The organism is Devosia limi DSM 17137 (assembly GCF_900128975.1).
GTDB lineage: Bacteria > Pseudomonadota > Alphaproteobacteria > Rhizobiales > Devosiaceae > Devosia > Devosia limi.
On the sequence record NZ_FQVC01000002.1, the window covers coordinates 244,511 to 269,916 of the forward strand.

Below are 25,406 nucleotides of genomic sequence, written 5' to 3' on the forward strand. Positions count from 1 at the left end.
GTATGTCCGAAGCGGAAGTCCGCACGTTCACCATCAATTTTGGTCCGGTCCACCCGTCTGCGCACGGTGTGTTGCGGCTGATCCTGGAACTCGACGGTGAAATCGTCGAGCGCGTCGATCCGCATATCGGGCTGCTGCATCGCGGCACTGAAAAGCTGATCGAGACCAAGACCTATCTGCAGGCAGTGCCGTATTTCGACCGCCTCGACTATGTGGCGCCGATGAACCAGGAGCATGCGTTTGCCCTGGCCGTCGAGAAGCTGCTGGAGCTGGAAGTGCCGCGCCGCGGTCAGCTGATCCGCGTGCTCTATTCGGAAATCGGGCGCCTGCTGGCGCATCTGATGAACGTCACCACGCAGGCCATGGACGTGGGTGCGCTGACGCCGCCGCTCTGGGGCTTCGAGCAGCGCGAAAAGCTGATGGTGTTCTACGAGCGCGCCTCGGGTAGCCGCATGCACGCCGCCTATATCCGGCCGGGTGGGGTCCACCAGGACCTGCCGCAGGACCTGATCGACGATATCGCCACCTTCTGCGAGACCTTCCCGAAGGCGCTGGCCGATATCGATAGCCTCCTGACCAATAACCGTATCTTCAAGCAGCGTAACGTCGATATCGGCGTCGTCGGGCTGGACGATGCGTGGAACTGGGGCTTTTCGGGCGTGATGGTGCGTGGTTCGGGCGCTGCCTGGGATCTGCGCAAGAGCCAGCCTTACGAATGCTATGCCGAAATGGATTTCGACATTCCGATCGGCAAGAACGGCGACTGCTACGACCGTTATCTCATCCGTATGGAAGAGATGCGCCAGTCGACCAAGATCATGAAGCAGTGCATCGAAAAGCTGAACGCGCCCGAGGGCCGGGGCCCGGTGTCCTCGCTCGATGGCAAGGTCGTGCCGCCAAGCCGTGGCGACATGAAGCGGTCGATGGAAGCGCTGATCCATCACTTCAAGCTCTATACCGAGGGCTACAAGGTTCCTGCCGGCGAAGTCTACGCCGCGGTCGAAGCGCCCAAGGGCGAGTTCGGCGTCTATCTGGTGTCTGACGGCACCAACAAGCCCTATCGCTGCAAGATCCGCGCGCCGGGTTTTGCGCATTTGTCGGCCATGGATTTCCTATGTCGCGGCCACATGCTGGCCGACGTCTCGGCCATTCTGGGGTCACTCGATATCGTGTTCGGAGAGGTTGATCGCTGATGGTTGCGCGTCGCCTTGCGGATGAGTCGGTTCAACCGGCTTCTTTCGCCTTTACCGCTGAAAACGCCAAATGGGCGGAGTGGAAGATCGGGCTTTACCCGGCCGGCCGCCAGCAATCTGCTGTCATTCCGCTGCTGATGCGGGCACAGGACCAGGACGGTTGGGTTAGCCGCGCCACGATCGAGACCATCGCCGACATGCTCGGCATGGCCTATATCCGCGTGCTGGAAGTGGCCACGTTCTACACCCAGTTCCAGCTGAAGCCGGTTGGCACGCGGGCCCATATCCAGGTGTGCGGCACCACACCGTGCATGCTGCGTGGCGCCGAGGCGCTGATCGAGGTTTGCAAACACAAGATCCATCACGACCCGCTGACGCCCAATGCCGACGGCACGCTGAGCTGGGAAGAAGTCGAATGCGCCGGCGCCTGCGTCAACGCTCCGATGGTGGCGATTTTCCACGATACCTATGAAGACCTGACGGCCGAACGGCTGGAAGAGATCATCGACGCGTTCGAGGCCGGCAAGGGCGACAGCATCAAGCCAGGTCCGCAGATCGAGCGGCTGCATTCGGCTGCCCCGACCCGCACCACGCTGCTGGAAGCGCCGAGCGCCAAGCGCGAGAAGTTCATTCCGCCAGCGCCGCCGGCCGATGCTGCAGCTCCGGCGGCACCAGCTGCTGCGCCGCAGGCGCCGACGACGGCGGCCAAGCCCAAGGATGTGAGCGAAGAATCCGCTCCCGCCCTCAAGGGCACGCCCAAGGCGGCCAAGGTTTCCGAGGCCCAGGCCGAAGGCGAGCGCAAGGCCGCTGCCAGCGCTGCCGATGCCAATGGGCAGCCGAACAAGGCGATGCGGGAAGGTGCCGTTGGCGCCGAATCCGATGCGTCCAAGGTCGATGGTGGCAAGGCTCCGGGCAAGGCAAGTGCCGCGGCTCCGGCCGATGGCGCCAGCACTGCTGGTATCAAGAAAAGCCGGACCATCATTGCACCGCGTGCCAATCAGACCGAGGTCAACCCGGTGGCAGAGAAGGGTGGCCTTGCGCCGCTGTTCGCCGCACAGGCTGGTGCTGCCGATGACCTCAAGCTGATCTCGGGCGTTGGCCCGGTGCTTGAAGGCAAGCTCAACGCCCTGGGCATTACCAGGTGGAGCCAGGTGGCGGCGTTTACCGCTGAGGATATCGCCAAGGTGGAAGAGACCCTGAATTTCAAGGGTCGCGTCACCCGTGATGACTGGATCGCCCAGGCTGCTGCCCTCGCCAAGGGTGGCGAAGCTGAATATGTCCGCGTCTTCGGCAAGAAGCCGCGGTAGGAGTGAACGATGCTCGCTGATAAAGACCGCATTTTCACCAATCTGTACGGCCAGGGCGACTGGACGCTCGAGGGCGCCCGCGCACGCGGCGCCTGGGTGGGCACCAAGGAGTTCATCGAGGCCGGTCGTGACTGGATCACCAGCGAGGTCAAGGCCTCGGGCCTGCGTGGCCGTGGTGGTGCCGGTTTCCCGACCGCGCTGAAATGGACCTTCATGCCCAAGGTCAACGATGGCCGCCCGCATTACTTGCTGGTGAACGCCGACGAATCCGAGCCGGGTACGTGCAAGGACCGCGATATCCTGCGCCATGATCCGCACCATCTGGTCGAGGGGTGCCTCCTGGCTGCCCGCGCCATGGATGCACATCTGGCGTTTATCTATGTGCGTGGCGAGTTCATCCGTGAACGTCAGCGCCTGGAAGCTGCTGTCGAGCAGGCCTATGCGGCCAAGCTGATCGGCAAGGACAATATCCACGGCTGGGACCTGGACATCATCGTTCATCACGGTGCCGGCGCCTATATCTGCGGTGAAGAAACCGCGCTGATGGAATCGCTGGAAGGCAAGAAGGGCCAGCCGCGCCTCAAGCCGCCATTCCCGGCTGGCATGGGCGTCTATGGCAACCCGACCACTGTCAACAATGTCGAGTCGATCGCCGTTGTGCCGGAAATCCTGCGCCGTTCGGGCGCCTGGTTCTCGTCTATCGGCCGCGCCAACAATACCGGCACCAAGCTGATGTGCGTGTCCGGCCACGTGAACACCCCGGCAACCTTCGAGGAAGCCATGGGCGTCACCTTCGAAGAGATCATCGAAAAGCATTGCGGCGGTATCCGGGGCGGCTGGGATAACCTCCTGGCCGTGATCCCCGGGGGTGCCTCGGTGCCGTGCGTGCCCGGCGAGAAAATGCGCCATGCGGTAATGGACTTCGACGGACTTCGTGAAGTCGGATCTTCACTGGGTACGGCGGCTGTGATCGTCATGGACAAGCAGACCGATATCATCAAGGCGATCTGGCGCCTCTCGGCTTTCTACAAGCATGAGAGCTGCGGGCAGTGCACGCCGTGCCGCGAAGGCACCGGCTGGATGATGCGCGTGATGGCTCGCATGGTCGAAGGCCGCGCCCAGAAGCGCGAAATCGACATGCTGTTCGAAGTGACCAAGCAGATCGAAGGCCACACCATCTGTGCACTCGGCGACGCTGCTGCGTGGCCGATCCAGGGCCTGATCCGCAACTTCCGCCACGTCATCGAAGAGCGGATCGATCAATACACCTGGTCCTCGACCAGCGACGGCGCCGTGCCGTCGATCGCGGCGGAGTAAGGCCGATGGCCAATATCAAAGTCGACGGCCAACTGGTCGAAGTCCCGGACTACTACACGCTGATGCAGGCGGCCGAGGCCGCTGGCGCTGAAATCCCGCGCTTCTGCTATCATGAGCGCCTGTCGGTAGCCGGCAATTGCCGTATGTGCCTGGTTGAGGTGAAGGGCGGACCGCCCAAGCCACAGGCCAGCTGTGCCATGTCGGTCAAGGATCTGCGGCCCGGTCCGAATGGCGAGCCGCCCGAAATGTTCACCAATTCGCCGATGGTCAAGAAGGCCCGCGAAGGCGTGATGGAATTCCTGCTGATCAACCACCCGCTGGATTGCCCAATCTGCGATCAGGGCGGCGAGTGCGATTTGCAGGACCAGGCCATGGCTTATGGCGTGGACAAGAACCGCTTTGCCGAAAACAAGCGCGCCGTCGAGGACAAGTATATTGGCCCGCTGGTCAAGACCTCGATGAACCGCTGCATTCACTGCACGCGGTGCGTTCGCTTCACCACGGAAGTGGCTGGCATTGCCGAGATGGGCCTGCTGGGTCGCGGCGAAGATGCCGAGATCACCACCTATCTCGAAAAGGCGCTGACCAGCGAGTTGCAGGGCAACGTCATCGATCTCTGCCCGGTTGGTGCGCTGACCTCCAAGCCCTACGCATTCCATGCCCGTCCATGGGAACTGGTGAAGACTGAATCCATCGACGTGATGGATGCTGTCGGCTCCAATATCCGCGTCGATAGCCGTGGCCGCGAAGTGATGCGCATCCTGCCGCGCATCAATGAGGCGATCAACGAAGAGTGGATTTCGGACAAGACCCGTTTTGTCTGGGATGGCCTCAAGAACCAGCGTCTTGATCGCCCCTATGTTCGCAAGGGCGGCAAGCTGCAGCAGACCGGCTGGGACGAGGCACTCGCCACCGTCGCTGCTCGCGTCAAGAAGGCCGGCAGCAAGGTCGGCGCCATCGCCGGTGACCTGGCTGCGGTTGAAGAAATGTTTGCGCTCAAGGCGCTGCTGGCCTCGATCGGCTCGGGCATGACGGATGTGCGTCCGGCTATGTCGGGGATCGATCCGTCCATGCCGCGCTCGGCCTATCTGTTCAATCCGACCATTGCGGGCATCGAGCAGGCCGACGCGATCCTCATCATTGGCACCAATCCGCGCAAGGAAGCGTCGCTCGTCAATGCGCGCATCCGCAAGACCTGGCGCGCCAAGGGCCTGCCGATCGCCGTAATCGGCGAGCGTGCCGACCTGACCTATGATTATGCCTATCTGGGCGAAGGCTTCGAGACGCTGGCCGATCTGGCCGCCGGCAAGGGCGAGTTCGCTGCAGTGCTGGCCAATGCCAAGAACCCGTTGATCATCGTCGGTGAAGGCGCCGTCTCGCATGCCACGTTGGGCAAGCAGGCTGGCCGCGACACCATCGCGCTGGCTGCCAAGCTGGCAACCGGTGCGAATGTCGCCGAGGGCTGGAACGGCTTTGCGCTGTTGCACAATGCAGCCAGCCGCGTCGGTGGCCTCGACATCGGCTTCGTGCCGCATGACGGTGGCGTCTGCTCGGCCGACCAGATTGCTCTGGCTGGCAAGGGCGAGCTCGACGTGCTGTTCCTGCTCGGTGCCGACGAATACGACATGTCGGCCATGGGCAAGGCATTCGTCGTCTATATCGGCAGCCATGGCGACAAGGGTGCACATCGCGCCGATGTCATCCTGCCGGCGGCGACCTACACCGAAAAGTCGGGCACCTATGTCAATACCGAGGGCCGCGTGCAGGTAACGACCCGCGCCGTGTTCCCGCCGGGCGAGGCCAAGGAAGACTGGGCAATCATCCGCGCCCTGTCGGGTGCCATGGGCATGCCACTGCCGTTCAACTCGCTGACGCAGCTGCGCGGCGCCATCTATGCCGAATTCCCGCACCTGGCTCGTATTGACCAGATCGCGGCGGGTTCGGTTGCCGATGTGGTCAAGCTGGCCAAGGCCGGCATCAAGACCAAGTCGGCTCCGTACGGTTCGGCTGTCGCCGAATTCTATCTCAGCAATCCGATTGCTCGCGCTTCGGCAACCATGGGCGAATGCGCCGCAACGGCCGCCGGTTTGCGGCAGGCAGCGGAGTAGGGGAGCACAATGGACTTTATTCTCTCCGCGCTCGATTATCTGCTCGGTATCCCGATCCTGGGATGGGGCACGCATGTCGGCTTCATCTATGTAGCGCTGCTGCTGCTGGTTTGCCTGCTGGTGTTCACCGCATTCATCCTGCTGGCCGACCGCAAGATCTGGGCTGCCGTGCAGATCCGCCGTGGCCCCAACGTGGTGGGTCCGTTCGGCCTGCTGCAGAGCTTTGCCGACTTGCTGAAGTTCGCCTTCAAGGAAGTCGTCATCCCGGCCGGCGCCGACAAGATCCTGTTCATCGCAGCGCCGCTGATCACTGCCACGCTGGCGCTGTCGGCCTGGGCCGTGGTGCCGGTCAATGAGGGCTGGGTGATTGCCGACCTCAATGTGGGCATTCTCTATATCCTGGCGATTTCCTCGCTTGGCGTTTATGGCGTCATCATCGGCGGTTGGGCTTCCAACTCGAAGTACCCATTCCTGGGTTCGCTCCGCTCGGCGGCGCAGATGGTGTCCTATGAAGTCTCCATCGGCTTGGTCATCATCACCGTGCTGCTTTGCGTGGGTTCGCTGAACCTCAGCGATATCGTGCGGGCACAGTATGAGATGGGTCTGGCCCATATGATCGGCCTGCCGCAGTTGAGCTTCCTCAACTGGTTTTGGCTGCCGCTGTTCCCGATGTTCGTGGTGTTCTACGTCTCGGCGCTGGCTGAAACCAACCGCCCGCCATTCGATCTGGCGGAAGGCGAGTCTGAGCTGGTTGCCGGTTTCATGACCGAGTATTCCTCGACCCCCTACATGCTGTTCATGTTGGGCGAGTACATCTCGATCCTGCTGATGTGCGCCATGACCACCATCCTGTTCCTGGGTGGCTGGGCCAGCCCGATCGACCTGCCGCCATTCACCTGGATCCCGGGCGTCATCTGGTTCGTGCTCAAGCTGAGCCTGGTGTTCTTCATGTTCGCCATGGCCAAGGCCATCGTCCCACGCTACCGCTACGACCAGCTGATGCGCATTGGCTGGAAAGTGTTCCTGCCGCTCTCGCTGGTCACCGTGATCGTTCTTGCGTTTATTCTCCAGCTCACTGGTTGGGGCTGGCACGGAGGGGTTGCCTGATGCGCGCCGTCCAGTTCGTCAATACGCTGCTGCTCAAGGAGTTCGTTTCGACGTTCTTCCTGGCGATGCGCTATTTCTTCGCGCCAAAGCCGACCATCAACTACCCCTTCGAAAAGGGCCATGTCAGCCCGCGCTTCCGCGGCGAACATGCGCTGCGCCGCTATCCCAATGGGGAAGAGCGTTGCATTGCCTGTAAGTTGTGCGAAGCGATCTGCCCGGCCCAGGCGATCACCATCGAAGCCGGTCCGCGCCAGAATGACGGCACCCGCCGTACCGTGCGCTACGACATCGATATGGTGAAGTGCATCTATTGCGGCTTCTGTCAGGAAGCCTGTCCGGTAGATGCCATCGTCGAAGGCCCGAATTTCGAATTCGCCACTGAAACGCGCGAAGAGCTCTACTTCTCCAAGGAGAAGCTCCTCGCCAACGGTGATCGGTGGGAGCGTGAAATCGCTGCCAACATTTCCGCCGACTCCCCGTATCGCTGAGAGGGAAGAGCATGACCCTTCCACTATTCTTCTTCTACATGTTCTCGGCGATTGCGATCGCCTCGGCCGTGATGGTCATTTCGGCCCGCAATCCGGTGCATGCCGTGCTGTTCCTGATCCTGGTGTTCGTCAACGCCGCGGGTCTGTTCATGCTGGCCGGCGCCGAGTTCCTGGCGTTGATCCTGGTCGTCGTTTATGTCGGCGCCGTGGCCGTGCTGTTCCTGTTCGTCGTGATGATGCTCGACGTGGACTTTGCCTCGCTGCGGCAGGGCTTCCTGCAATATGCGCCGATCGGCGTGGTTGTCGGGCTGGTGCTGCTGCTTGAACTGCTGCTGGTCGCCGGCAGCGTGATGGTGGCGCCGGAAACGGCCGGTGCTGCGGTGCTGCCGATCGACGGCGGCATCGAGAATACGCGGGCGCTGGGGCAGGTGCTCTATACCCGCTACGTGTTCCTGTTCCAGGGCGCCGGTGCGGTGCTGCTGGTGGCGATGATCGGGGCGATTGTCCTGACGCTGCGCCACAAGCCAAACGTCAAGCGTCAGAATCCAAACGTTCAGGTCGGCCGAAAGGTCTCCGAGACGCTGGAAGTCGTCAAAGTTAAAAGCGGTCAAGGGTTATAGGGGGTCAAACATGGGCTTGGGTATCGGGCTCGGTCACTACCTGACCGTAGCGGCAATTCTGTTCACGCTTGGCGTGTTCGGTATTTTCATCAACCGCAAGAATGTCATCGTCATCCTGATGTCGGTCGAATTGATCCTTCTCGCGGTCAATCTGAACTTCGTCGCCTTCAGCGCCCAGCTGGGTGATTTGCAGGGGCAGATCTTTGCCCTGCTGATCCTCACCGTGGCTGCAGCAGAGGCTGCTATCGGGCTGGCGATCCTGGTTATTTTCTATCGCAACCGTGGTTCCATCGCGGTTGAAGACGTCAACATGATGAAGGGCTAAGAACCTCCGCTATGATTCAAGCGATTGTTTTCCTGCCCCTCATCGGCGCACTGGTCGCGGGGCTTCTGGGACGCACCATCGGGCATCGGACCAGTGAGTATCTCACCACTGGACTGCTGCTGATTGCGGCCGTGCTATCCTGGATAGTTTTCATTCCCGTCGCCTTTGGTGACGGGCTGGTTGGTGCGACGACCGAGGGTCATAGCGCTGTGATCCAGGTCGAGCTGATGCGCTGGATCCAGGTTGGTGACATGGACCTGCGCTGGGTGCTGCGGGTCGATACGCTGACCGCCATCATGCTGGTCGTGGTCAACACGGTCTCCAGCCTCGTGCACGTCTATTCGATCGGCTACATGGCCGAGGATCCGCATCGCAGCCGGTTCTTCGCCTATCTGTCGCTCTTCACTTTCGCCATGCTGATGCTGGTGACCGCCGACAACTTCCTGCAGATGTTCTTCGGCTGGGAAGGCGTGGGTCTGGCCTCGTATCTGCTGATCGGCTTCTGGTACACCAAGCCGTCGGCCAATGCCGCGGCGATGAAGGCTTTCATCGTCAACCGCGTCGGCGACTTCGGCTTTGCTCTGGGTATTTTCGGCGCCTTCATGGTGCTGGGCCAGATCACGTTCGATGGCGCTTTCCATGCCGTCGAGGGTGCTGCCGAAGCGCGGATCAACTTCCTCGGCTTCGACCTGCATGCGATGACCGTGGTCTGCATGCTGCTGTTCATGGGTGCCATGGGCAAGTCGGCACAGTTCCTGCTGCACACCTGGCTGCCGGACGCCATGGAGGGCCCGACCCCGGTGTCGGCGCTGATCCATGCCGCGACCATGGTGACCGCAGGCGTATTCATGGTCGCGCGGCTGTCGCCGCTGTTCGAGACCTCCGAGTTCACGATGACCTTCGTTTTGATCATCGGCGCCATCACCGCGTTCTTCGCGGCGACGGTTGGCCTGGTGCAGAACGACATCAAGCGTGTCATCGCCTATTCGACCTGTTCGCAGCTCGGCTACATGTTCGTGGCGCTGGGGGCAGGGGCCTATTCGGCCGGTGTGTTCCACCTGTTCACTCACGCCTTCTTCAAGGCGCTGTTGTTCCTGGGGGCCGGCGCGGTGATCCACGCCATGCACCATGAGCAGGACATGCGGAACATGGGCGGGCTGCGCAAGAAGATCCCGATCACCTATGCGATGATGCTCATTGGCACGCTGGCACTGACGGGTGTTGGCATTCCAGGCTCCGAATGGCTGGGTTTTGCCGGGTTCTTCTCCAAGGATTCGATCATCGAGGCGGCTTATGCCGTTGGTGGCAATGCCGGCAGCTTCGCCTTCTGGATGCTGGTTATCGCGGCGCTGTTCACGAGCTTCTACTCGTGGCGCCTCATTCACCTGACCTTCCACGGTTCGCCCCGCCCGGCTGCTAATGATCACCACGACGATCATGCGGCCCATGACGACCACCATGCCGATCATGGCAGTGCCTATGACCACGCCCACGAGGCGCCGCCGGTCATGCTGGTGCCGCTCTATGTGCTGGCCTTTGGCGCTGTTGTGGCGGGTGCAGTGTTCTACGGCATGTTCTTCCACGATGTGGAACACATCGCGCACTTCTTCGCCGGCTCCGTCGTCGTTGATGCGGAGATCATCGATGCCGCTCACCACGTCCCGACATGGGTCAAGTGGAGTGCGACCATTGCGATGCTGTTCGGGTTTGTCACTGCGCTCTATATGTACATCTTCGCGCCGGAGACGCCCAGGCGTCTGGCCGAGACCAATCGCGGCCTCTACCAGTTCCTGCTGAACAAGTGGTACTTCGACGAGCTCTACAACACGATCTTCGTCAAGCCTGCCTTCTGGCTCGGCAATGCCTTCTGGAAGGGCTTCGATGACTGGCTGATTGACGGCAAGCTCACCGAAGGCCTCGGCCGCCGGGTGCAGAACGTCACCTCCTGGGTCACCAAGCTCCAGTCCGGCTATCTCTATCACTATGCGTTCGCCATGCTGATCGGCATTGCAGCGCTGTTGACCTGGGCCATCGCGGCCGGGGGACTGATCTGATGACCTTCGCCAATTCAATTCTGACCATCCTGACGTTCCTGCCCCTGCTGGGTGCGGCGATCCTCGTGTTCACGCCCAAGACTTCGCTCAATGCGATCCGCTGGATCGCCTTTGCGGTCACCGTGGTCACCTTCGTGCTGTCGCTGGCCATGTGGCAGAGCTTCGATCCATCCAATCCGGGCTTCCAGTTCGTCGTGAACATGCCCTGGATCGGCGACAGCATCGGCTATCGCGTCGGCGTCGACGGCATCTCGGTGCTGTTCGTGGTGCTCTCGGCACTGCTGATGCCGTTCTGCATCCTGGCCAGCTGGGAATCCATCGAGACGCGGCTCAAGGAATACATGATTGTCTTCCTGATCCTGGAGACGCTGATGATCGGCGTGTTCACCACGCTCGATCTGGCGATGTTCTACGTGTTCTTCGAAGGCACGCTGCTGCCGATGTTCCTGATCATCGGTATCTGGGGCGGCAAGCGCCGCATCCAGGCCAGCTACAAGTTCTTCTTCTATACGTTCACCGGCTCCGTGCTGATGCTGCTGGCGATCATGGCGATGTACTGGAATGGCGGCACCACCGACATTTCCAAGCTGCTGACCCATGACTTCCCCGAGAGCATGCAGACCTGGCTCTGGCTGGCATTCTTTGCCTCGCTTGCGGTCAAGATGCCGATGTGGCCGTTCCATCGCTGGCTGCCGGAAGCGCACGTTGAGGCGCCGACTGCCGGTTCGGTGATCCTGGCCGCGATCCTGCTCAAGCTCGGCGGCTATGGCTTCCTGCGCTTCTCGCTGCCAATGTTCCCTGACGCCTCGGCCCAGTTCGCCAACTTCGTCTTCCTGCTCTCGGTTGCTGCCATCATCATCACTTCGCTGGTGGCGCTGGTGCAGACCGATATCAAGAAGCTGATCGCCTATTCGTCGGTTGCCCATATGGGCTTCGTGACCATGGGTATCTTCGCGGGCAATGCCTTGGGCATCCAGGGCGCCATGTTCCAGATGATCTCGCATGGTCTGGTGTCCGGTGCGCTCTTCCTTGCGGTTGGCGTCATCTATGACCGCATGCACACACGTGACATCACCGCCTATGGTGGCTTGGTCGAGCGGATGCCGCGCTATGCCTTCGCGTTCATGGTTTTCACCATGGCCAATGTGGGTCTGCCGGGGACCTCGGGCTTCGTCGGTGAATTCCTGACGATGATCGGCGTGTTCCAGGTCAATACCCTGGTGGCGTTCGGTGCAGCGTTCGGCGTGATCTTCTCGGCCTGCTATGGGCTGTGGCTCTACCGGGCGGTGATCTTCGGTGCGCTGACCAAGGAAAGCCTCAAGGGCATTCTCGATCTCAGCCTGCGTGAGAAGGTCATTCTCTATCCGCTGATCGTCATGATCATTTTCTTCGGCTTCTATCCGGCTCCAATCCTCGACACCACTGCGGCGTCGGTCGATGCGCTGGTCGCCCATTACTCTGCATCGGTTGGCCTGGCGCCGGTCGAAGCAGCAGTCGTAGCCCATTAGGAGGGGACCCGTGGTTTCCGACGTTACCGATTTCGCGAGCCTCGCGCCTGCCTATCCCGAGATGCTCCTCGCCATCGGGGCCATCGTGCTGCTGCTCGTGGGCGTGGTGATCAACAAGGAGCGCTCGACGCTCGTGTCGATGCTGGCCATCGGCTTGCTGGTGGTGGTTGCCGCCCTGGTGCTGCTGCAGCCCGCCGATGGCGTGCTGTTCAATGGCGTGTTCATTGCCGACGGCTTCGCGCGCTACATGAAGGTGCTGGTGCTGGGCGGCTCGGCCTTTGCTTTGATGCTGGCGCTGCCGCATGCCGAAGAAAACGGCACACACAAGTTCGAATATTCCATCCTTGTCCTGCTGGCGACGCTCGGCATGATGACGATGGTTTCGGCCAATGACCTGATGAGCCTCTATATCGGCATCGAGTTGCAGTCGCTGGCGCTCTATGTGCTGGCTGCAATCAAGCGCGATGATCCGCGGGCGACGGAAGCGGGCCTCAAGTATTTCGTGCTGGGTGCGCTATCATCGGGCATGCTGCTCTATGGCGCTTCGCTGATCTACGGCTTTACCGGCCATACCAATCTGCAGCAGATCGTTATTGCCATTGCCAATGATGGCCGCTCGGTCGGTCTGGTATTCGGCGTGGTGTTCCTGCTGGCCGGCGTGGCGTTCAAGATCTCGGCCGTGCCGTTCCACATGTGGACGCCCGACGTCTATGAAGGTGCGCCGACCCCGGTCACCGCCTTCTTTGCCACCGCACCCAAGGTCGCGGCGATGGCGCTGCTGGTTCGGCTGGTTATCGATACTTTCGAGCCGATCAGCCATGACTGGCAGCAGATCATCGTCTTCCTGTCGTTGGCATCGATGGTGCTGGCAGCGTTTGCCGCTATCGGCCAGCGCTCCATCAAGCGACTGATTGCCTATTCCTCGATCGGCCATGTGGGCTTTGCGCTGGTTGGTCTGTCGTCGGGCACCCAGGGGGGCGTCGAGGGTGTGGCGATCTATATGGCGATCTATATCACCATGACTGTCGGCCTGTTTGCCTGCCTGCTGTCGCTGCGCAACAGCAATGGCTATGTCGAGAATATCGATGACCTGGCAGGGCTGGCCAAGGCGCGGCCATTCGTGGCGGCCATCATGGCCATCCTGATGTTCTCGCTGATCGGCATGCCGCCGCTGGCTGGCTTCTTTGCCAAGTGGCACGTGTTCCTCGCCGCTATCGAGGCCCAGCTGTTCGTGCTGGCCGTTGTTGGCGTGCTGGCTTCGGCCGTCAGCGCCTTCTACTACCTGCGCGTCGTCAAGGTGATGTATTTCGACGAGCCGACCAGCGAGTTCGCTGCAGTGCCGAACGAACTCAATGTCATCATGGCGGTCAGCGGCTTCCTGCTTGTCACCTATTACTTCACCGTCGGCGGTTCGCTGGCGAGTGCGGCACGCGTTGCTGCAGGAAGCCTGTTCTAGGTGAGCGGCTTCACCCTCGGGTCCAAGGCACGCACGGCCGGTTACCGGCTGCGCGGGTATGACGCCATTGGCTCGACCAATACCGAAGCGCTGGCCGCGGCCGCCGCCGGCGATGCCGGCGGCGTGTGGTTTGCGGCCAAGCAGCAGACCGCTGGCCGGGGCAGGCGGGGCCGCCAGTGGGAAAGCCCGCATGGCAATCTCGCCGCCACGCTCTTGATCGTTCCCGATGCCGATCCCACATTGGCTGCAACGCTGGGCTTCGTTGCCGGAGTTTCCCTCAACCGTGCGCTGTCGGGCATCCTGCCTGCCGGGATCGTCAAGGTCGGCATCGATGGTGCCGATGGGATGGTCAATGGCGGCAAGGCGCGGATCGCGCTCAAGTGGCCCAATGACGTGCTGGCGGACGGTGCCAAGCTCGCCGGCATCCTGCTGGAAGCGCAGAAACTTCCCGATGGCCGTCATGCGATTGCCATTGGTTTTGGTGTGAATGCGGTTGCGGCGCCGGCCGGATTGCCCTATCCGGCAACCAGCCTTGCCGATCTCGGCGTGGCGCGCAGCGCGGAAGAGATTTTCGACGCACTCAGCGATGCCTGGGTGGAAACCTTCGGCATCTGGCAGGACGGGCGCGGAATTGCTGATGTGCTGACGCAATGGCGCGGCTCGGCAGCAGGGATCGGAGCGCCGGTTGCGGTCAATCAGAACGGAACCATCGTCCGCGGAATTTTCGAAACCATCGACGACGCAGGGCGATTGATCGTGCGCGCCGATGACAACCAACGCATCGCCATTACGGCTGGTGACGTCCATTTTGGGGCAACGGCCAGCGCCCGAAGCTGACCACAGATGACTGCGCGGGCGACCGGCGGACCAAAGTCCGGCCGGCGTCGTGCATTGAAAGGACTAGTAGAACCCATGGCTAAAAACCAACGGGATGAACTCGTTTTCGTGCCACTCGGTGGCGTCGGCGAGATCGGCATGAATATGGGCGCGTATGGCTTCGGCCCCGAGCGCTCGCGCAAGTGGATCGTTGTCGATTGCGGCGTGACCTTTGGCGGGCCGGACCTGCCGGGGATCGAGCTGATCATGGCCGATCCGGAATTCCTGGAAGAGCGCGCCGATGACATTCTCGGCCTGATCCTCACCCACAGCCACGAAGACCATTATGGCGCAGTGCTGGACCTGTGGCCCGGCTTTGAAAAGCCGGTTTTTGCGACGCCGTTCACCGCAGCAATGCTGGCGGCGAAGCGGGCAGGCGACGGCATCGTCGAGAATGTCGACATCACCATCATGCGGCCGGGCAAGGCATTCAATGTCGGCCCCTTCACCATCGAGGCGATCAACGTTGCCCACTCGATTCCCGAGAGCAATGCGCTGCTGATCTCGACCCCCATCGGCCGCGTGCTGCATACCGGTGACTGGAAGCTGGATCCGACCCCGGTTGGCAATGCACCCACGGATGTTGCGCGCCTGCAGGAAATTGGCGCCGACAAGTCGACGCCCCTGGCGCTGATCTGCGACTCGACCAATGCGATGAAGGACGGCGAGAGCCCGAGCGAGGCCGATGTTGCGGCCAATCTCGAAGCGATGATCGCCGAATCCAAGCACCGCGTTGCGGTGACGACCTTCGCCTCGAATGTGGGCCGGGTCATTTCCGTCGCCCGCGCCGCCGCCAAGTGCGGCCGCCAGGTGGTGATGTCGGGCCGCTCGCTGCACCGCATTACCGGCATTGCCCGCGAACTGGGCATGCTTGAAGGCGTGCCGCCGCTGCTGGATCAGGATGCCTACCGCACTATTGCGCGCGACAAGATCGTGCTGCTCTGCACCGGTAGCCAGGGCGAAGCCCGCGCCGCCATCGCCCGCATTGCGCGTGGCGAGCACCCGGTGATCGATCTGACCGCCGGCGACCGCATGATCTTCTCGTCCTGGGCGATCCCGGGCAATGAGCGCGAAGTCAACGACATCCAGAACATGCTGATCGACAAGGGCGTCGAAGTCATCACGCAGAAGGACGGCCTGGTGCACGTGACCGGTCACCCACGTCGTGAAGAACTGCGCCGCCTCTATGGCTGGATGCAGCCCGAAGTGCTGGTGCCGGTCCATGGCGAAGCCATGCATCTGCAGGCCCATGCCAAGCTCGGCCGCGAAGCCGGGATTGCCAATGTGCTGGAAGCGCGCAATGGCGACATGGTGCGCCTGTTCCCCGAGCCGCTGGTCCACCCGGCCGAAGTGCGCGTCGGCGAGCTTTATCTCGACGGGCTGGTGCTGTGCACGCCAGACGAGAGCGGCGTCAAAGGCCGCCGCCGGCTGTCGTTCGGCGGCCATGTCGTGGTCAGCCTGTGCGTCAATGGCAATGGGCAGATCGTGTCCGGCCCCGACCTGGTGATCGAGGGCCTGCCCGAGACCGAAGACGAGTCGTTGACCGAGCTGGTGGAACACACCATTGCCGGCGTGCTCAAGAGCGTGCCGCCCAAGCGCCGCAGCGATACCGAGGTGTTGAATTCGGCACTGTTCAAGGCGATCCGTAACGAAGTGAATTCCTATTGGGGCCGCAAGCCCAACGTTTCGGTGTTCGTGCACCGCGTGTGATCCCGGCCTAATTCGATCAAAGGCGCCGCAGCAACAACTGCGGCGCTTTTTTTGCCTGCGACATCGTGCAGCCGATTTGCTGGTTTCGTCGGCCGGTCGCCGTGGTAAACCAAGTTCGACGGTTCATCCGTGCGGTTAAAGGGACACAACATGCAGATCGGTTCGATCCTCGCCATCTTCTTTGTCGTCTGGTGGCTCTGTCTGTTTATCGTGCTGCCGATTGGCTCGCGCAGCCAGCTCGACGCCGGCGAAGTGGTGCCGGGAACCGAGCCCGGGGCTCCTGTCACGGTCCGCCTGTGGCGGCAACTGGCCGCGACCACGGTGCTGGCCGGGTTCATGACAGCGCTGCTGTTCTGGGGCCTGAGCAACGAAACGCTGCAGCGCTACTGGAGCTAAGGGCTCCTCACTTCCTTATTGTTCGTGTTCTTTCTACCCATGGACTTGATCCGTGGGTCCTCTATCCGCGCGCGCGGGATTCGAGAGGCCCGCCGATCAGTTTGCGGGCAGCGCTGTTGGTGGGGGGCTCATCTGAGCGGCGAGTGGTCAGTGCCAGTGGCTGGGATAGCATCTGATATCCCCCCACCGTCATTGCCCGGCTTGTCCGGGCAATCCACCTTGACGCCATCCCTAAAGCTTCTTGCCCTTCGGCAGCGCGTGCGCATGGGCCATCTGCAGTGCCGCAAGCAGGTCTTCGCTTGTAGCCGGGGCCAGTGTCATCTCGGTCCAGCCCTGGCGCCCCCAGGCATTATCGACGGGGGCGAATATTTCGGGTGCAACCATGCATTTGAGTTCCTGCTCTTCGGGCGTCAGTTTCAGATTGGCGGTTTGGCCGTGAGCGGGCAGGGTCACGAAGATGCGAGCGACCTTGAAGGCGACGCGGTCGAAATGCGGGGCCTCTTTAGTCCCCTCAAGCTCCAGGGCGATGTGGCGAAGATCTGCTGCAGTTGCCACGCAAACACCTCCTTCAAATCCAGGAAACAAAAAAGCGGGGCACAAGGCCCCGCTGAAATGAGTTTGTTCGACAATACGCTGGACTTAGGCACGCTATACAGCGGCAGCCAACGCTCCTCCCTTGACGTTGTCGACGTCAGGCGGTTTGTGACCGCCTTTGCTTTATTGTGGGGGACCCTAACAACAGATTTTGTACCTGTCACCTAGATTCTGCATGGCTTCCATGCTTGCAACGGATGGACGAGTAGGATTTCAGTGGGCATCAACAAGAGCCACGAGTCGCCGACAAATTCTGGAGTTCACATGCGCCTGTCTCGCTACTTTTTGCCGGTGCTTCGCGATGTGCCCAAAGAAGCCGAAATTGTCTCGCATCGCCTGATGCTGCGGGCAGGGATGATCCGCCAGCAGGCGTCCGGTCTCTATTCCTGGCTGCCGCTCGGATACAAGGTGCTGATGAAGGTCCAGAAGATCATCGAGGAGGAGCAGAACCGCTCCGGTGCGGTGCAATTGCTGATGCCCACCATCCAGCCGGCAGACCTGTGGCGCGAAAGCGGCCGCTACGATGCCTATGGCAAGGAAATGCTGCGCATCGAGGATCGGCACGAGCGCGAATTCCTCTATGGCCCGACCAATGAGGAGATGATCACCGACATCTTCCGGACCTATGTGAAGTCCTACAAGGACCTGCCGCTCAATCTCTACCATGTTCAGTGGAAGTTCCGCGACGAGGTCCGTCCGCGCTTTGGCACCATGCGCTCGCGTGAGTTCCTGATGAAGGATGCCTATTCGTTCGACCTGAGCAAGGAAGATGCGGTGAAGGCCTATGAGCGGATGTTCGTGGCCTATATGCGCACCTATGCCCGCATGGGCCTGACCGCCATTCCGATGCGGGCCGATACTGGCCCGATCGGCGGCGATCTCAGCCATGAGTGGATCGTGCTGGCCGAGACCGGCGAAAGCGCCGTGTTCTGTGACAACCGCCTGCTGGATAAACCCATTCCCGGTCAGGACACCGATTTCCGTGGCGATCTGAAGCCGATTTTTGACGACTGGACCTCGCTCTATGCGGCCACCGAAGACATGGTGGACATGGCCGAATATGAGGCTGCCGTGCCCGAGGAACATCGGGTATCTGCCCGTGGCATCGAGGTCGGCCACATTTTCTACTTCGGCACCAAGTATTCGGAGCCCATGAAGGCGACCGTAACGGGGCCGGAAGGCAAGGAAATCGCCGTGCATATGGGGTCTTACGGCATCGGGCCGACCCGCTTGGTTCCCGCGATCATCGAGGCGTTCCATGACGAGGCGGGCATTGTCTGGCCGGTCAGCGTGGCGCCGTTCGAGGCGGTGCTGATCAATCTCAAGGCCGGCGACGCGGACAGCGATGCGGCATGCGAAGCGCTCTATGACGAGCTGGTCGCCGCTGGCATCGACATGCTCTATGACGATCGCGACCAGGGTGCGGGCGCCAAGTTCACCACCGCCGACCTGATCGGCATTCCCTATCAGCTGATCATCGGACCACGTGGGCTCAAGGCCGGCGAGGCAGAGATCAAGCATCGCAAGACCGGCGAGCGTGAAACCCTGCCGATCGCCGATGCCGTTGCCCGGATCAAGGGCCTGATCGAACCACAGCGAAAGACTGACATTTGACCGACGAAGCGGCGCCGGCACTCAATAAGGGCACGCGCGCCTTTTCGCGCTTTGAATGGCTGGTGGCGGGGCGCTATTTGCGTGCCCGCCGCAAGGACGCATTTATCTCGGTGATCGCCGCGCTGACCATGACCGGCGTCGCCATTGGCGTGGCGACGCTGATCGTCGTCATGTCGGTGATGAACGGCTTCCGCGCCGAACTGCTGACCAAGATCCTGGGGCTGAACGGTCACTTCACCGCTATCCCGATCGAGAGCCAGTTCACCGACTACAAGGAGACCGTTGCCGCGCTCGAGCAGGTGGATGGCGTCAAGTTCGCCGTCTATTTCGTCGAGGGACAAGTGCTGGCCTCCGGACCGGGCAGTTCGACCGGTGTCACCGTGCGCGGCATGGACGCGGAAAACCTCGAGAAGCTGGACCTGCTCTATGGCGCTGCGGTCCAGGGCGGCTGGGATTCGTGGGACGACAGCCGTGGTGTCGCCATCGGTTACCGCCTGGCGCAAAAGCTGGGCGTGTCGCTGGGTGACCAGGTGCAACTGATCAACCCCGATGGGCAGATGACGCCCTTCGGCTCGACGCCGCAGGTTCGCTCCTATCCAGTCAATGTCATCTTTGATCTCGGCATGGTCGAGTTCGACAGCTTCTTTCTGTACATGCCCATTGGCCCCGCCCAGGACTTCTTCAAGATGTATGAGGATGTGCTGAAGCCAGGCCAGGAGCCGCTCGACCCGATGGCGAGCGATGAAGAGATCGATGCCGCCTATATGCGGGTCGGGCAGGCCAGCGCCGCCGAGATCTTCATCAACAATCCCGATGATATCGCGACGATGCGCGGGCGGCTGCAGGCCGACCAGACCATGCGGCCAATGGTGCTCACCGACTGGCAGCAGCGCAACGAGACCTTCTTCTCGGCGCTGCAGGTGGAGCGGGTGGTGATGTTCACCATCCTGTCGATGATCATCCTGGTGGCGGCGTTCAATATCATCTCCAGCCTCGTCATGCTGGTGAAGGACAAGAGCGCTGATATCGCAGTGTTGCGGACCATGGGCGCGACACGCGGCTCGATCATGCGCATCTTCTCGATGACCGGTACGGCAATCGGGGTGGTCGGCACGCTGGTCGGGCTGGTGCTCGGGTTGATCGTGGCCGCCAATGCCGAAGGCTTGCGGGCATTTGTGTCCAACACGTTGGGCGTGGCGATCTTCCCGCCAGAAGTGTTCTTCCTGTCCACACTGCCGTCCAAGACCGACCCCTATGAAGTGACCGTCGTGGTCTGCCTCGCATTGGGGCTCAGCTTCCTTGCCACGATTTACCCGGCCTGGCGCGCCGCCCAATATGATCCGGTGGAGGCCCTGCGCTATGAGTAAGGCTCATCTGATCCTGAGTGGCGTGCATCGTCACTACGGCACCGGCGACACCATGGTGCGCGTGCTGGAAGCGGCTGATCTCACCGTGCAGAGCGGGGAACTGGTGGCGCTGGTCGCGCCCTCAGGCGCCGGCAAGTCGACGCTGCTGCATCTGTCGGGCCTGCTGGAAAGCCCGCAGGGCGGCGAGGTCGAGATCATCGGCATCAAGACCAGCCAGCTCGGGGATCGCGGGCGGACGCAATTGCGGCGCTCGACGGTGGGCTATGTCTACCAGTTCCACCATCTGCTGCCCGAGTTCACGGCGCTCGAGAATGTCTCGATGCCGCAATTGATTGCCGGCAAGTCGCCCAGGGAGGCGGAGGCGCGGTCGATGGAACTGCTCGATCTGCTGGGCGTGGGGCCGCGCGCCTCGCACCGTCCGGCGGAGCTATCGGGTGGCGAGCAGCAGCGCGTGGCGATTGCCCGGGCGGCTGCGAACCATCCCAAGGTGATCCTGGCCGACGAGCCGACAGGCAATCTCGATCCGGAAACCAGCGATCTGGTGTTTGCGGCCCTGCGCAGCCTGATCAAGAATGAAGGCGCTGCGGCGCTGATCGCCACCCATAATCATGACCTTGCGCGGCGGGCCGACCGCATCGTGACGCTGAAGGGTGGACTTGTGGTGCCCCACATATTGTAGGACGGGCGGGCGTGGCGCCCGCCAGGCTGGCGGCAATCCTTTTCAGATTGCCGCCGCAGGCGCCTAGGCCGGTTCGGCTTCCAGCACCGAAGCAATATCGATCGGTGGCTGATCTTCCAGCCAGCCCGGCACCGGCAGGTTCTTGGCGCGCAGGAATTCGGGGTTGAACAGCTTGGACTGGTAGCGATTGCCGTAGTCACACAGGATGGTGACGATGGTCTTGCCCGGTCCAAGATCGCGCGCCATGCGCACCGCGCCGGCAATGTTGATGCCGCTGGAGCCGCCGAGGCACAGGCCCTCATGTTCCAGCAGATCGAAGACATAGGGCAGGGCCTCTGAGTCGGGGATCTGGTAGGGATTGTCGATCTTGAGGCCTTCGAGATTGGCCGTGATGCGGCCCTGACCAATGCCTTCGGTGATCGAATTGCCCGAGGACTTCAACTCGCCCGTAGTGAAATAGCTGTAGAGCGCGGCGCCTTCGGGATCGGCCAGACCGATCTTGACGTCTTCGCTGCGGGCCCGCAGGGCCTCGGCAACACCAGCCAACGTGCCGCCGGAGCCGACGGCGCAGATGAAGCCATCAATGCGGCCATTGGTCTGCTGCCAGATTTCGGGGCCGGTGGTTTCGACGTGAGCGCGGCGATTGGAGGTATTGTCGAACTGGTTGGCCCAGACGGCGCCATTGGGCAGCTCGCGATTGAGCTTTTCGGCCAGGCGCCCGGAAACCTTGATGTAATTGTTGGGGTGCTTGTAGGGCTTGGCCGGAACCTCGATCAGCTCGGCGCCAAACAAGCGCAGCGCGTCCTTCTTTTCCTGGCTTTGCGTATCGGGGATGACGATCACCGATTTGAAGCCCAGCGAATTGGCGACCAGCGTCAGCCCGATGCCGGTATTGCCGGCCGTGCCTTCAACGATGGTGCCGCCCGGCTTCAGCGCGCCGCTCTTGACCGCATCATGGATGATGAACAGCGCAGCGCGGTCCTTGACCGATTGCCCCGGATTGAGGAATTCGGCCTTGCCCCAGATTTCACAGCCGGTGAGCTGGGAGACGCGGTTGAGACGGATGAGCGGTGTATTGCCGATCGCGGAAATAAGGTCTTGGTGCTTGGCCATGGATCGATTTGTCATGAAAGACCCAAGCCTAGGCGGGCAGCGGCGTGGCGACAAGCCTCAAGTGTCCAATACGGCACGGCTTTTCGCCCCAAGGCGGTTTCGGGCAAGTCTGATTGCCTGCAGCCGCAAATGCGGCAACCTCATTCCGCTAGAGGGCTTTGGCCGCCGCCAGGGCGCGCTCGCGCGAGGTCTTGAGATCGACAATTGGGACCGGATAGGTTTCGCCCAGCACAACATTTGCCTGGCGCAGCACCTCGGCTGGCGCGGCAAACGGCTGATGCACCCATTTGTCGGGCAGGTCCGCGATTTCGGGGACCCATTGGCGCACATAATCGCCTGAGGCGTCGAAACGCTCGCCCTGAACTACCGGATTGAAGATGCGGAAATAGGGAGACGCGTCGAGCCCGGAACCGGCTACCCATTGCCAATTGCCGGGATTGCTGGCGACATCGGCATCGAGCAGGCAATCCCAGAACCAGTGTTCGCCAAGGCGCCAGTCGATCAACAGGTTCTTGGCCAGCAGCGAGGCCACCAGCATGCGCACCCGATTGTGCATGGTGCCGGTCTCCCACAACTCGCGCATGCCGGCGTCGACGATGGGAAAGCCGGTCTGGCCCGTCTGCCAGGCCTTGAGATCATCCGGCGCATGGCGCCATTTGATCCCAGCATATTTAGCCTGCATCGGCACCGTCGAAATGTCGTCGCGATGATAGAGCTGGTGATAGTTGAAATCACGCCAGCTCAGTTCCGAGAGGAACTTGTCCACGGCTTCGGCCAGTCCTGGCTCGCGTTGCGCCAGGGCCATGGCGGCATGCCAGACCTGGCGCGGGCTGATTTCGCCAAAGCGCAGATGCGGCGACAGGCGCGAGGTTACGGTGGCGGCGGGAAAGTCGCGCCCGAGCTTGTAGTCCTCCAGCCGTTCATCGAGGAAGTCGGCCAGCGCCTCGCGGGCGCCAGACTCGCCAATGCGCCAATAGGGCGCCAGTTTCGACGCCCAGGCGGGTTGCTGGTAGTCGGCAGCGATGGCCGTTGGCGCGATGCGGTCACCTTCGGGGCGCGGCAGGGGCGTGGGAATGTCGCGCTGCTTGAGCGCGCGCCAGAACGGCGTGAAGACGGAATAGGGTTTTCCCTGACCGGTGGCGATGTCCCATGGCTCGATCAGTACATTGGCGGCGAACGAGACAACCTGCACGCCGTCCCGCTTCAGCCAATCCTTGATCCCCGCATCCACGGCCCGCTCCTGTGGCGCATAGCGGCGGTTCCAGAACACGGCAGATGCACCGGTGCTGGCTATGGCATCCGCCAGGCACTGGGGTGCATCGCCCGAGGCGGTGACGAGGGGGATGCCGCGCTCGGCCAGCGCATTGCCGAGATCGGCGAGGCTATGGTGCAGCCACCAGCGGGCAGCGGCGCCGGGGGCGCGGACCGGACCAGTCTCATGGATATAAAGGGCGGTGACGCTATCGGCCGATTTTACGGCGGCGAGCAGGGCCGGATTATCGGCAAGCCGCAGATCGTTGCGGAGCCACACGATCGCGGCGGCGGTTCTGGTGGTCATCAAAGTCTCCCGTCGCCTCCGATACGCAGGCGACGGGCCAAAGGTTCAGTTTATTCCATCAGTTCGGCAAGCTGCTCCAACGCGGCGCTCCAGGCCTCGATCGAGAAGATGCGCGATTCCGGATCGGCATGGGCGAGGCCGCGCTCGGTAATGGTAATAGCGGTGCGATCCTTGCCGACGGCCTTGAAGCCGATATCGAGCACGAAGATCAGGTCGTCCCCGTCGTCTTCCTCGTCCTTGTGCACCCAGGACATCACCAGCCGCTCATTCTCCACATATTGGAGAACTTCGCCGCTAACGACGTGCTCTTCGGGATCTTCATCGTCGCCATAGGTGACGAACTTGTAGAGACCGCCATCATAGGCATCGAGTTCGGCATAATCGGCCTGCCATTGCTCGATCAGGGCCGGATCGGTCCAGGCGGCAAACACATCCTCGATATTGGCGTCGATGGTACGGGTCAGCGTGATCTGGCTTTCGCCATCGGTGTCGTGGCCGTTGTTCATGCCGGTTTTGCCTCCAGTTTTGCCAATTCATCGGTCTTGGGCAGGAAGATCGTCAAGAAGCCGAGGATTGGCAGGAATGCGCAGAGATTGAAGACGAAGATGATGCCGAACTGATCTGCCATGGCGCCGAGAACGGCGGCGCCGATTGCGCCAATGCCGAAGGCGAAGCCGAAGACGAAGCCGGCAACCATGCCCACTTTGCCGGGAATCAGTTCCTGCGCATAGACCACAATGGCCGAGAAGGCCGAGGACAAGATCAGGCCCACGGCGACGCTGGCAAAGGCGGTGCCCACCAGGTTGAGATGGGGCAGCATCAGCGTGAAGGGCAGGGCGCCCAGGATCGAGCACCAGATCACGGTGAGGCGCCCGAAGCGGTCACCGACGGGGCCACCGATAAAGGTACCGGCAGCCACTGCACCCAGGAACAGGAACAGATAGAGCTGCGACTGCTGCGGAGTCAGGCCGAACTTTTCGATCATGAAGAAGGCGTAGAAGCTCGTCATCGCCGACATGTAGACATACTTGCTGAGCAGCAGCGCGCCGATGACGGCGAAGGCGCCGATGAGCTTGGGCCGCGACAGCATCTGCCGGGCGGCCTTGACCACCGGCTTTGCCGATTGTTCGCGCATATGGGCGGCATACCAGCGGCCAACCGTCGACAGGATGATCAGCGCCGCAATGGCGACAAGGCTGAACCAGCCAATGCTGGACTGGCCGCGCGGCAGCAGGAAATAGGCTGCGGCCAGCGGGCCGAGCGCAGTACCGACATTGCCGCCGACCTGGAACAGCGATTGGGCAAAGCCCAGGCGACCGCCAGAGGCCAGGCGGGCGACGCGGGACGCTTCGGGATGGAAGATCGCCGAACCAATGCCGCCGATCATGGCGGCCAGCAGCAGGATCCAGAACGTGTTGGCAGTCGCCAGCAGGGTTACGCCAACCAGCGCAAACACCATGGAAACGGCCAGGTAATAGGGTTTGGGCTTCAGGTCGCCATACAGCCCGACGGCAGGCTGCAGAATCGATGCGGTCATCTGCTGGGCCAGCGTCAGCAGGCCGATCTGCATGTAATCGAGATTGTAGGCGTCTTTGAGCAGGGGATAGAGCGCCGGCAACAGGAATTGCATCAAGTCATTGAGCAGGTGCGATGCGCTGACTGCGAGAATGATGACGAGCGAAGTTTTCTGCACGGCCGGAGCGGCCTTGCTGTCGACGGCGACCATTTGGGAGAGTCCTGATGCCTAAAATATGAGCAAGTCCTAACCCGCTCATCCGCTTCTGGCAATGCCACGAACGGACACCACCCATGCCGGGATATCATACCGTCGATTTGGGGTGGGGGTGGTGAGTCTCAACTCAAACCAGAAGGGAACGAATGGCTCCGCGGGTAGGATTCGAACCTACGACCAATCGGTTAACAGCCGATTGCTCTACCACTGAGCTACCGCGGAACACTCGTTTGCGCCGTCTTGCGACAGCGAGGTCCATGTAGCCAACTTGATTTGGTTTGCCA

22 protein-coding genes and 1 tRNA gene are annotated in these 25,406 nt (G+C 61.8%); 17 read left to right on the forward strand and 6 right to left on the reverse strand.

Annotation, left to right across the window (positions count from 1 at the left end; genetic code table 11):
* Nucleotides 1–2 precede the first annotated feature (2 nt).
* The 14 genes from BUA69_RS04585 (at nt 3) to BUA69_RS04650 (ending at nt 16,465) form a co-directional block, all read left to right on the forward strand.
* Nucleotides 3–1,193, forward strand: a complete 1,191-nt coding sequence (locus BUA69_RS04585) for an NADH-quinone oxidoreductase subunit D (RefSeq protein ID WP_046135865.1) — start codon at nt 3–5, stop codon at nt 1,191–1,193.
* Nucleotides 1,193–2,500, forward strand: a complete 1,308-nt coding sequence (gene nuoE, locus BUA69_RS04590) for an NADH-quinone oxidoreductase subunit NuoE (RefSeq protein WP_046135864.1) — start codon at nt 1,193–1,195, stop codon at nt 2,498–2,500. Before BUA69_RS04585 ends, nuoE begins: the two co-directional genes overlap by 1 nt.
* Before the next feature lie 9 nt (nt 2,501–2,509).
* A complete protein-coding gene (nuoF, locus tag BUA69_RS04595; RefSeq protein WP_046135863.1) occupies nt 2,510–3,817 on the forward strand; it encodes an NADH-quinone oxidoreductase subunit NuoF in 1,308 nt (435 codons plus the stop codon).
* A 5-nt stretch (nt 3,818–3,822) separates the two neighbouring features.
* Nucleotides 3,823–5,925, forward strand: coding sequence for an NADH-quinone oxidoreductase subunit NuoG (gene nuoG, locus BUA69_RS04600; RefSeq protein ID WP_046135862.1), 2,103 nt, complete (start codon nt 3,823–3,825; stop codon nt 5,923–5,925).
* A gap of 9 nt (nt 5,926–5,934) precedes the next feature.
* Complete coding sequence (gene nuoH, locus BUA69_RS04605) at nt 5,935–7,032, forward strand: NADH-quinone oxidoreductase subunit NuoH (protein WP_082093879.1); 1,098 nt, start codon at nt 5,935–5,937, stop codon at nt 7,030–7,032.
* Nucleotides 7,032–7,520: an NADH-quinone oxidoreductase subunit NuoI gene (nuoI, locus tag BUA69_RS04610; RefSeq protein WP_046135861.1), complete on the forward strand. Its 489-nt coding sequence runs from the start codon at nt 7,032–7,034 to the stop codon at nt 7,518–7,520. Before nuoH ends, nuoI begins: the two co-directional genes overlap by 1 nt.
* Before the next feature lie 11 nt (nt 7,521–7,531).
* Nucleotides 7,532–8,140, forward strand: coding sequence for an NADH-quinone oxidoreductase subunit J (locus BUA69_RS04615; protein ID WP_046135860.1), 609 nt, complete (start codon nt 7,532–7,534; stop codon nt 8,138–8,140).
* Between the two features lie 10 nt (nt 8,141–8,150).
* Complete coding sequence (gene nuoK, locus BUA69_RS04620) at nt 8,151–8,465, forward strand: NADH-quinone oxidoreductase subunit NuoK (RefSeq protein WP_425283947.1); 315 nt, start codon at nt 8,151–8,153, stop codon at nt 8,463–8,465.
* A gap of 11 nt (nt 8,466–8,476) precedes the next feature.
* Nucleotides 8,477–10,519: an NADH-quinone oxidoreductase subunit L gene (nuoL, locus tag BUA69_RS04625; protein WP_046135859.1), complete on the forward strand. Its 2,043-nt coding sequence runs from the start codon at nt 8,477–8,479 to the stop codon at nt 10,517–10,519.
* The gene (locus tag BUA69_RS04630) at nt 10,519–12,027 is read left to right on the forward strand and encodes an NADH-quinone oxidoreductase subunit M (RefSeq protein ID WP_046135858.1); all 1,509 of its coding nucleotides are present in this window, start codon (nt 10,519–10,521) and stop codon (nt 12,025–12,027) included. Before nuoL ends, BUA69_RS04630 begins: the two co-directional genes overlap by 1 nt.
* A gap of 10 nt (nt 12,028–12,037) precedes the next feature.
* Nucleotides 12,038–13,483: an NADH-quinone oxidoreductase subunit NuoN gene (nuoN, locus tag BUA69_RS04635; RefSeq protein ID WP_072866467.1), complete on the forward strand. Its 1,446-nt coding sequence runs from the start codon at nt 12,038–12,040 to the stop codon at nt 13,481–13,483.
* Nucleotides 13,484–14,320 (forward strand): biotin--[acetyl-CoA-carboxylase] ligase, encoded by an 837-nt coding sequence (locus tag BUA69_RS04640; RefSeq protein WP_046135857.1) that lies wholly within the window; start codon nt 13,484–13,486, stop codon nt 14,318–14,320.
* A gap of 75 nt (nt 14,321–14,395) precedes the next feature.
* Complete coding sequence (locus BUA69_RS04645) at nt 14,396–16,069, forward strand: ribonuclease J (protein ID WP_046135856.1); 1,674 nt, start codon at nt 14,396–14,398, stop codon at nt 16,067–16,069.
* Nucleotides 16,070–16,219: 150 nt separating this feature from the next.
* A complete protein-coding gene (locus BUA69_RS04650; protein ID WP_046135855.1) occupies nt 16,220–16,465 on the forward strand; it encodes a DUF1467 family protein in 246 nt (81 codons plus the stop codon).
* A 231-nt stretch (nt 16,466–16,696) separates the two neighbouring features.
* Here the strand turns inward: BUA69_RS04650 and BUA69_RS04655 are convergent, their stop codons facing one another.
* Nucleotides 16,697–17,020 carry an MmcQ/YjbR family DNA-binding protein gene (locus BUA69_RS04655; RefSeq protein WP_046135854.1) on the reverse strand — a complete coding sequence of 108 codons (324 nt, stop codon included), beginning with the start codon at nt 17,018–17,020 and terminating at the stop codon, nt 16,697–16,699.
* Between the two features lie 303 nt (nt 17,021–17,323).
* Here BUA69_RS04655 and proS point away from each other — a divergent pair, with 303 nt between their 5' ends.
* The 3 genes from proS to BUA69_RS04670 are packed head-to-tail and all read left to right on the forward strand — an operon-like array spanning nt 17,324 to nt 20,719.
* Nucleotides 17,324–18,673 (forward strand): proline--tRNA ligase, encoded by a 1,350-nt coding sequence (proS, locus tag BUA69_RS04660; protein WP_046135853.1) that lies wholly within the window; start codon nt 17,324–17,326, stop codon nt 18,671–18,673.
* Nucleotides 18,670–20,040: an ABC transporter permease gene (locus tag BUA69_RS04665; RefSeq protein WP_046135852.1), complete on the forward strand. Its 1,371-nt coding sequence runs from the start codon at nt 18,670–18,672 to the stop codon at nt 20,038–20,040. The genes proS and BUA69_RS04665 overlap by 4 nt, the downstream gene beginning before the upstream one ends.
* Nucleotides 20,033–20,719, forward strand: coding sequence for an ABC transporter ATP-binding protein (locus BUA69_RS04670; protein ID WP_046135851.1), 687 nt, complete (start codon nt 20,033–20,035; stop codon nt 20,717–20,719). The genes BUA69_RS04665 and BUA69_RS04670 overlap by 8 nt, the downstream gene beginning before the upstream one ends.
* 63 nt (nt 20,720–20,782) lie before the next feature.
* Here BUA69_RS04670 and BUA69_RS04675 read toward each other — a convergent pair whose 3' ends face one another.
* The 5 genes from BUA69_RS04675 to BUA69_RS04695 form a co-directional block, all read right to left on the reverse strand.
* Entirely contained in the window at nt 20,783–21,832 is a 1,050-nt protein-coding gene (locus tag BUA69_RS04675; protein ID WP_046135850.1) for a cysteine synthase A, read from the reverse strand.
* A gap of 148 nt (nt 21,833–21,980) precedes the next feature.
* Nucleotides 21,981–23,390 (reverse strand): cryptochrome/photolyase family protein, encoded by a 1,410-nt coding sequence (locus BUA69_RS04680; RefSeq protein WP_046135849.1) that lies wholly within the window; start codon nt 23,388–23,390, stop codon nt 21,981–21,983.
* Between the two features lie 50 nt (nt 23,391–23,440).
* On the reverse strand, nt 23,441–23,896 hold the full coding sequence (locus BUA69_RS04685) for an SRPBCC family protein (RefSeq protein WP_046135848.1): 456 nt from the start codon (nt 23,894–23,896) through the stop codon (nt 23,441–23,443).
* Nucleotides 23,893–25,116, reverse strand: a complete 1,224-nt coding sequence (locus BUA69_RS04690) for an MFS transporter (protein ID WP_046135847.1) — start codon at nt 25,114–25,116, stop codon at nt 23,893–23,895. Before BUA69_RS04690 ends, BUA69_RS04685 begins: the two co-directional genes overlap by 4 nt.
* Before the next feature lie 153 nt (nt 25,117–25,269).
* Nucleotides 25,270–25,344: transfer RNA gene (locus tag BUA69_RS04695), tRNA-Asn, on the reverse strand.
* Nucleotides 25,345–25,406 lie beyond the last annotated feature (62 nt).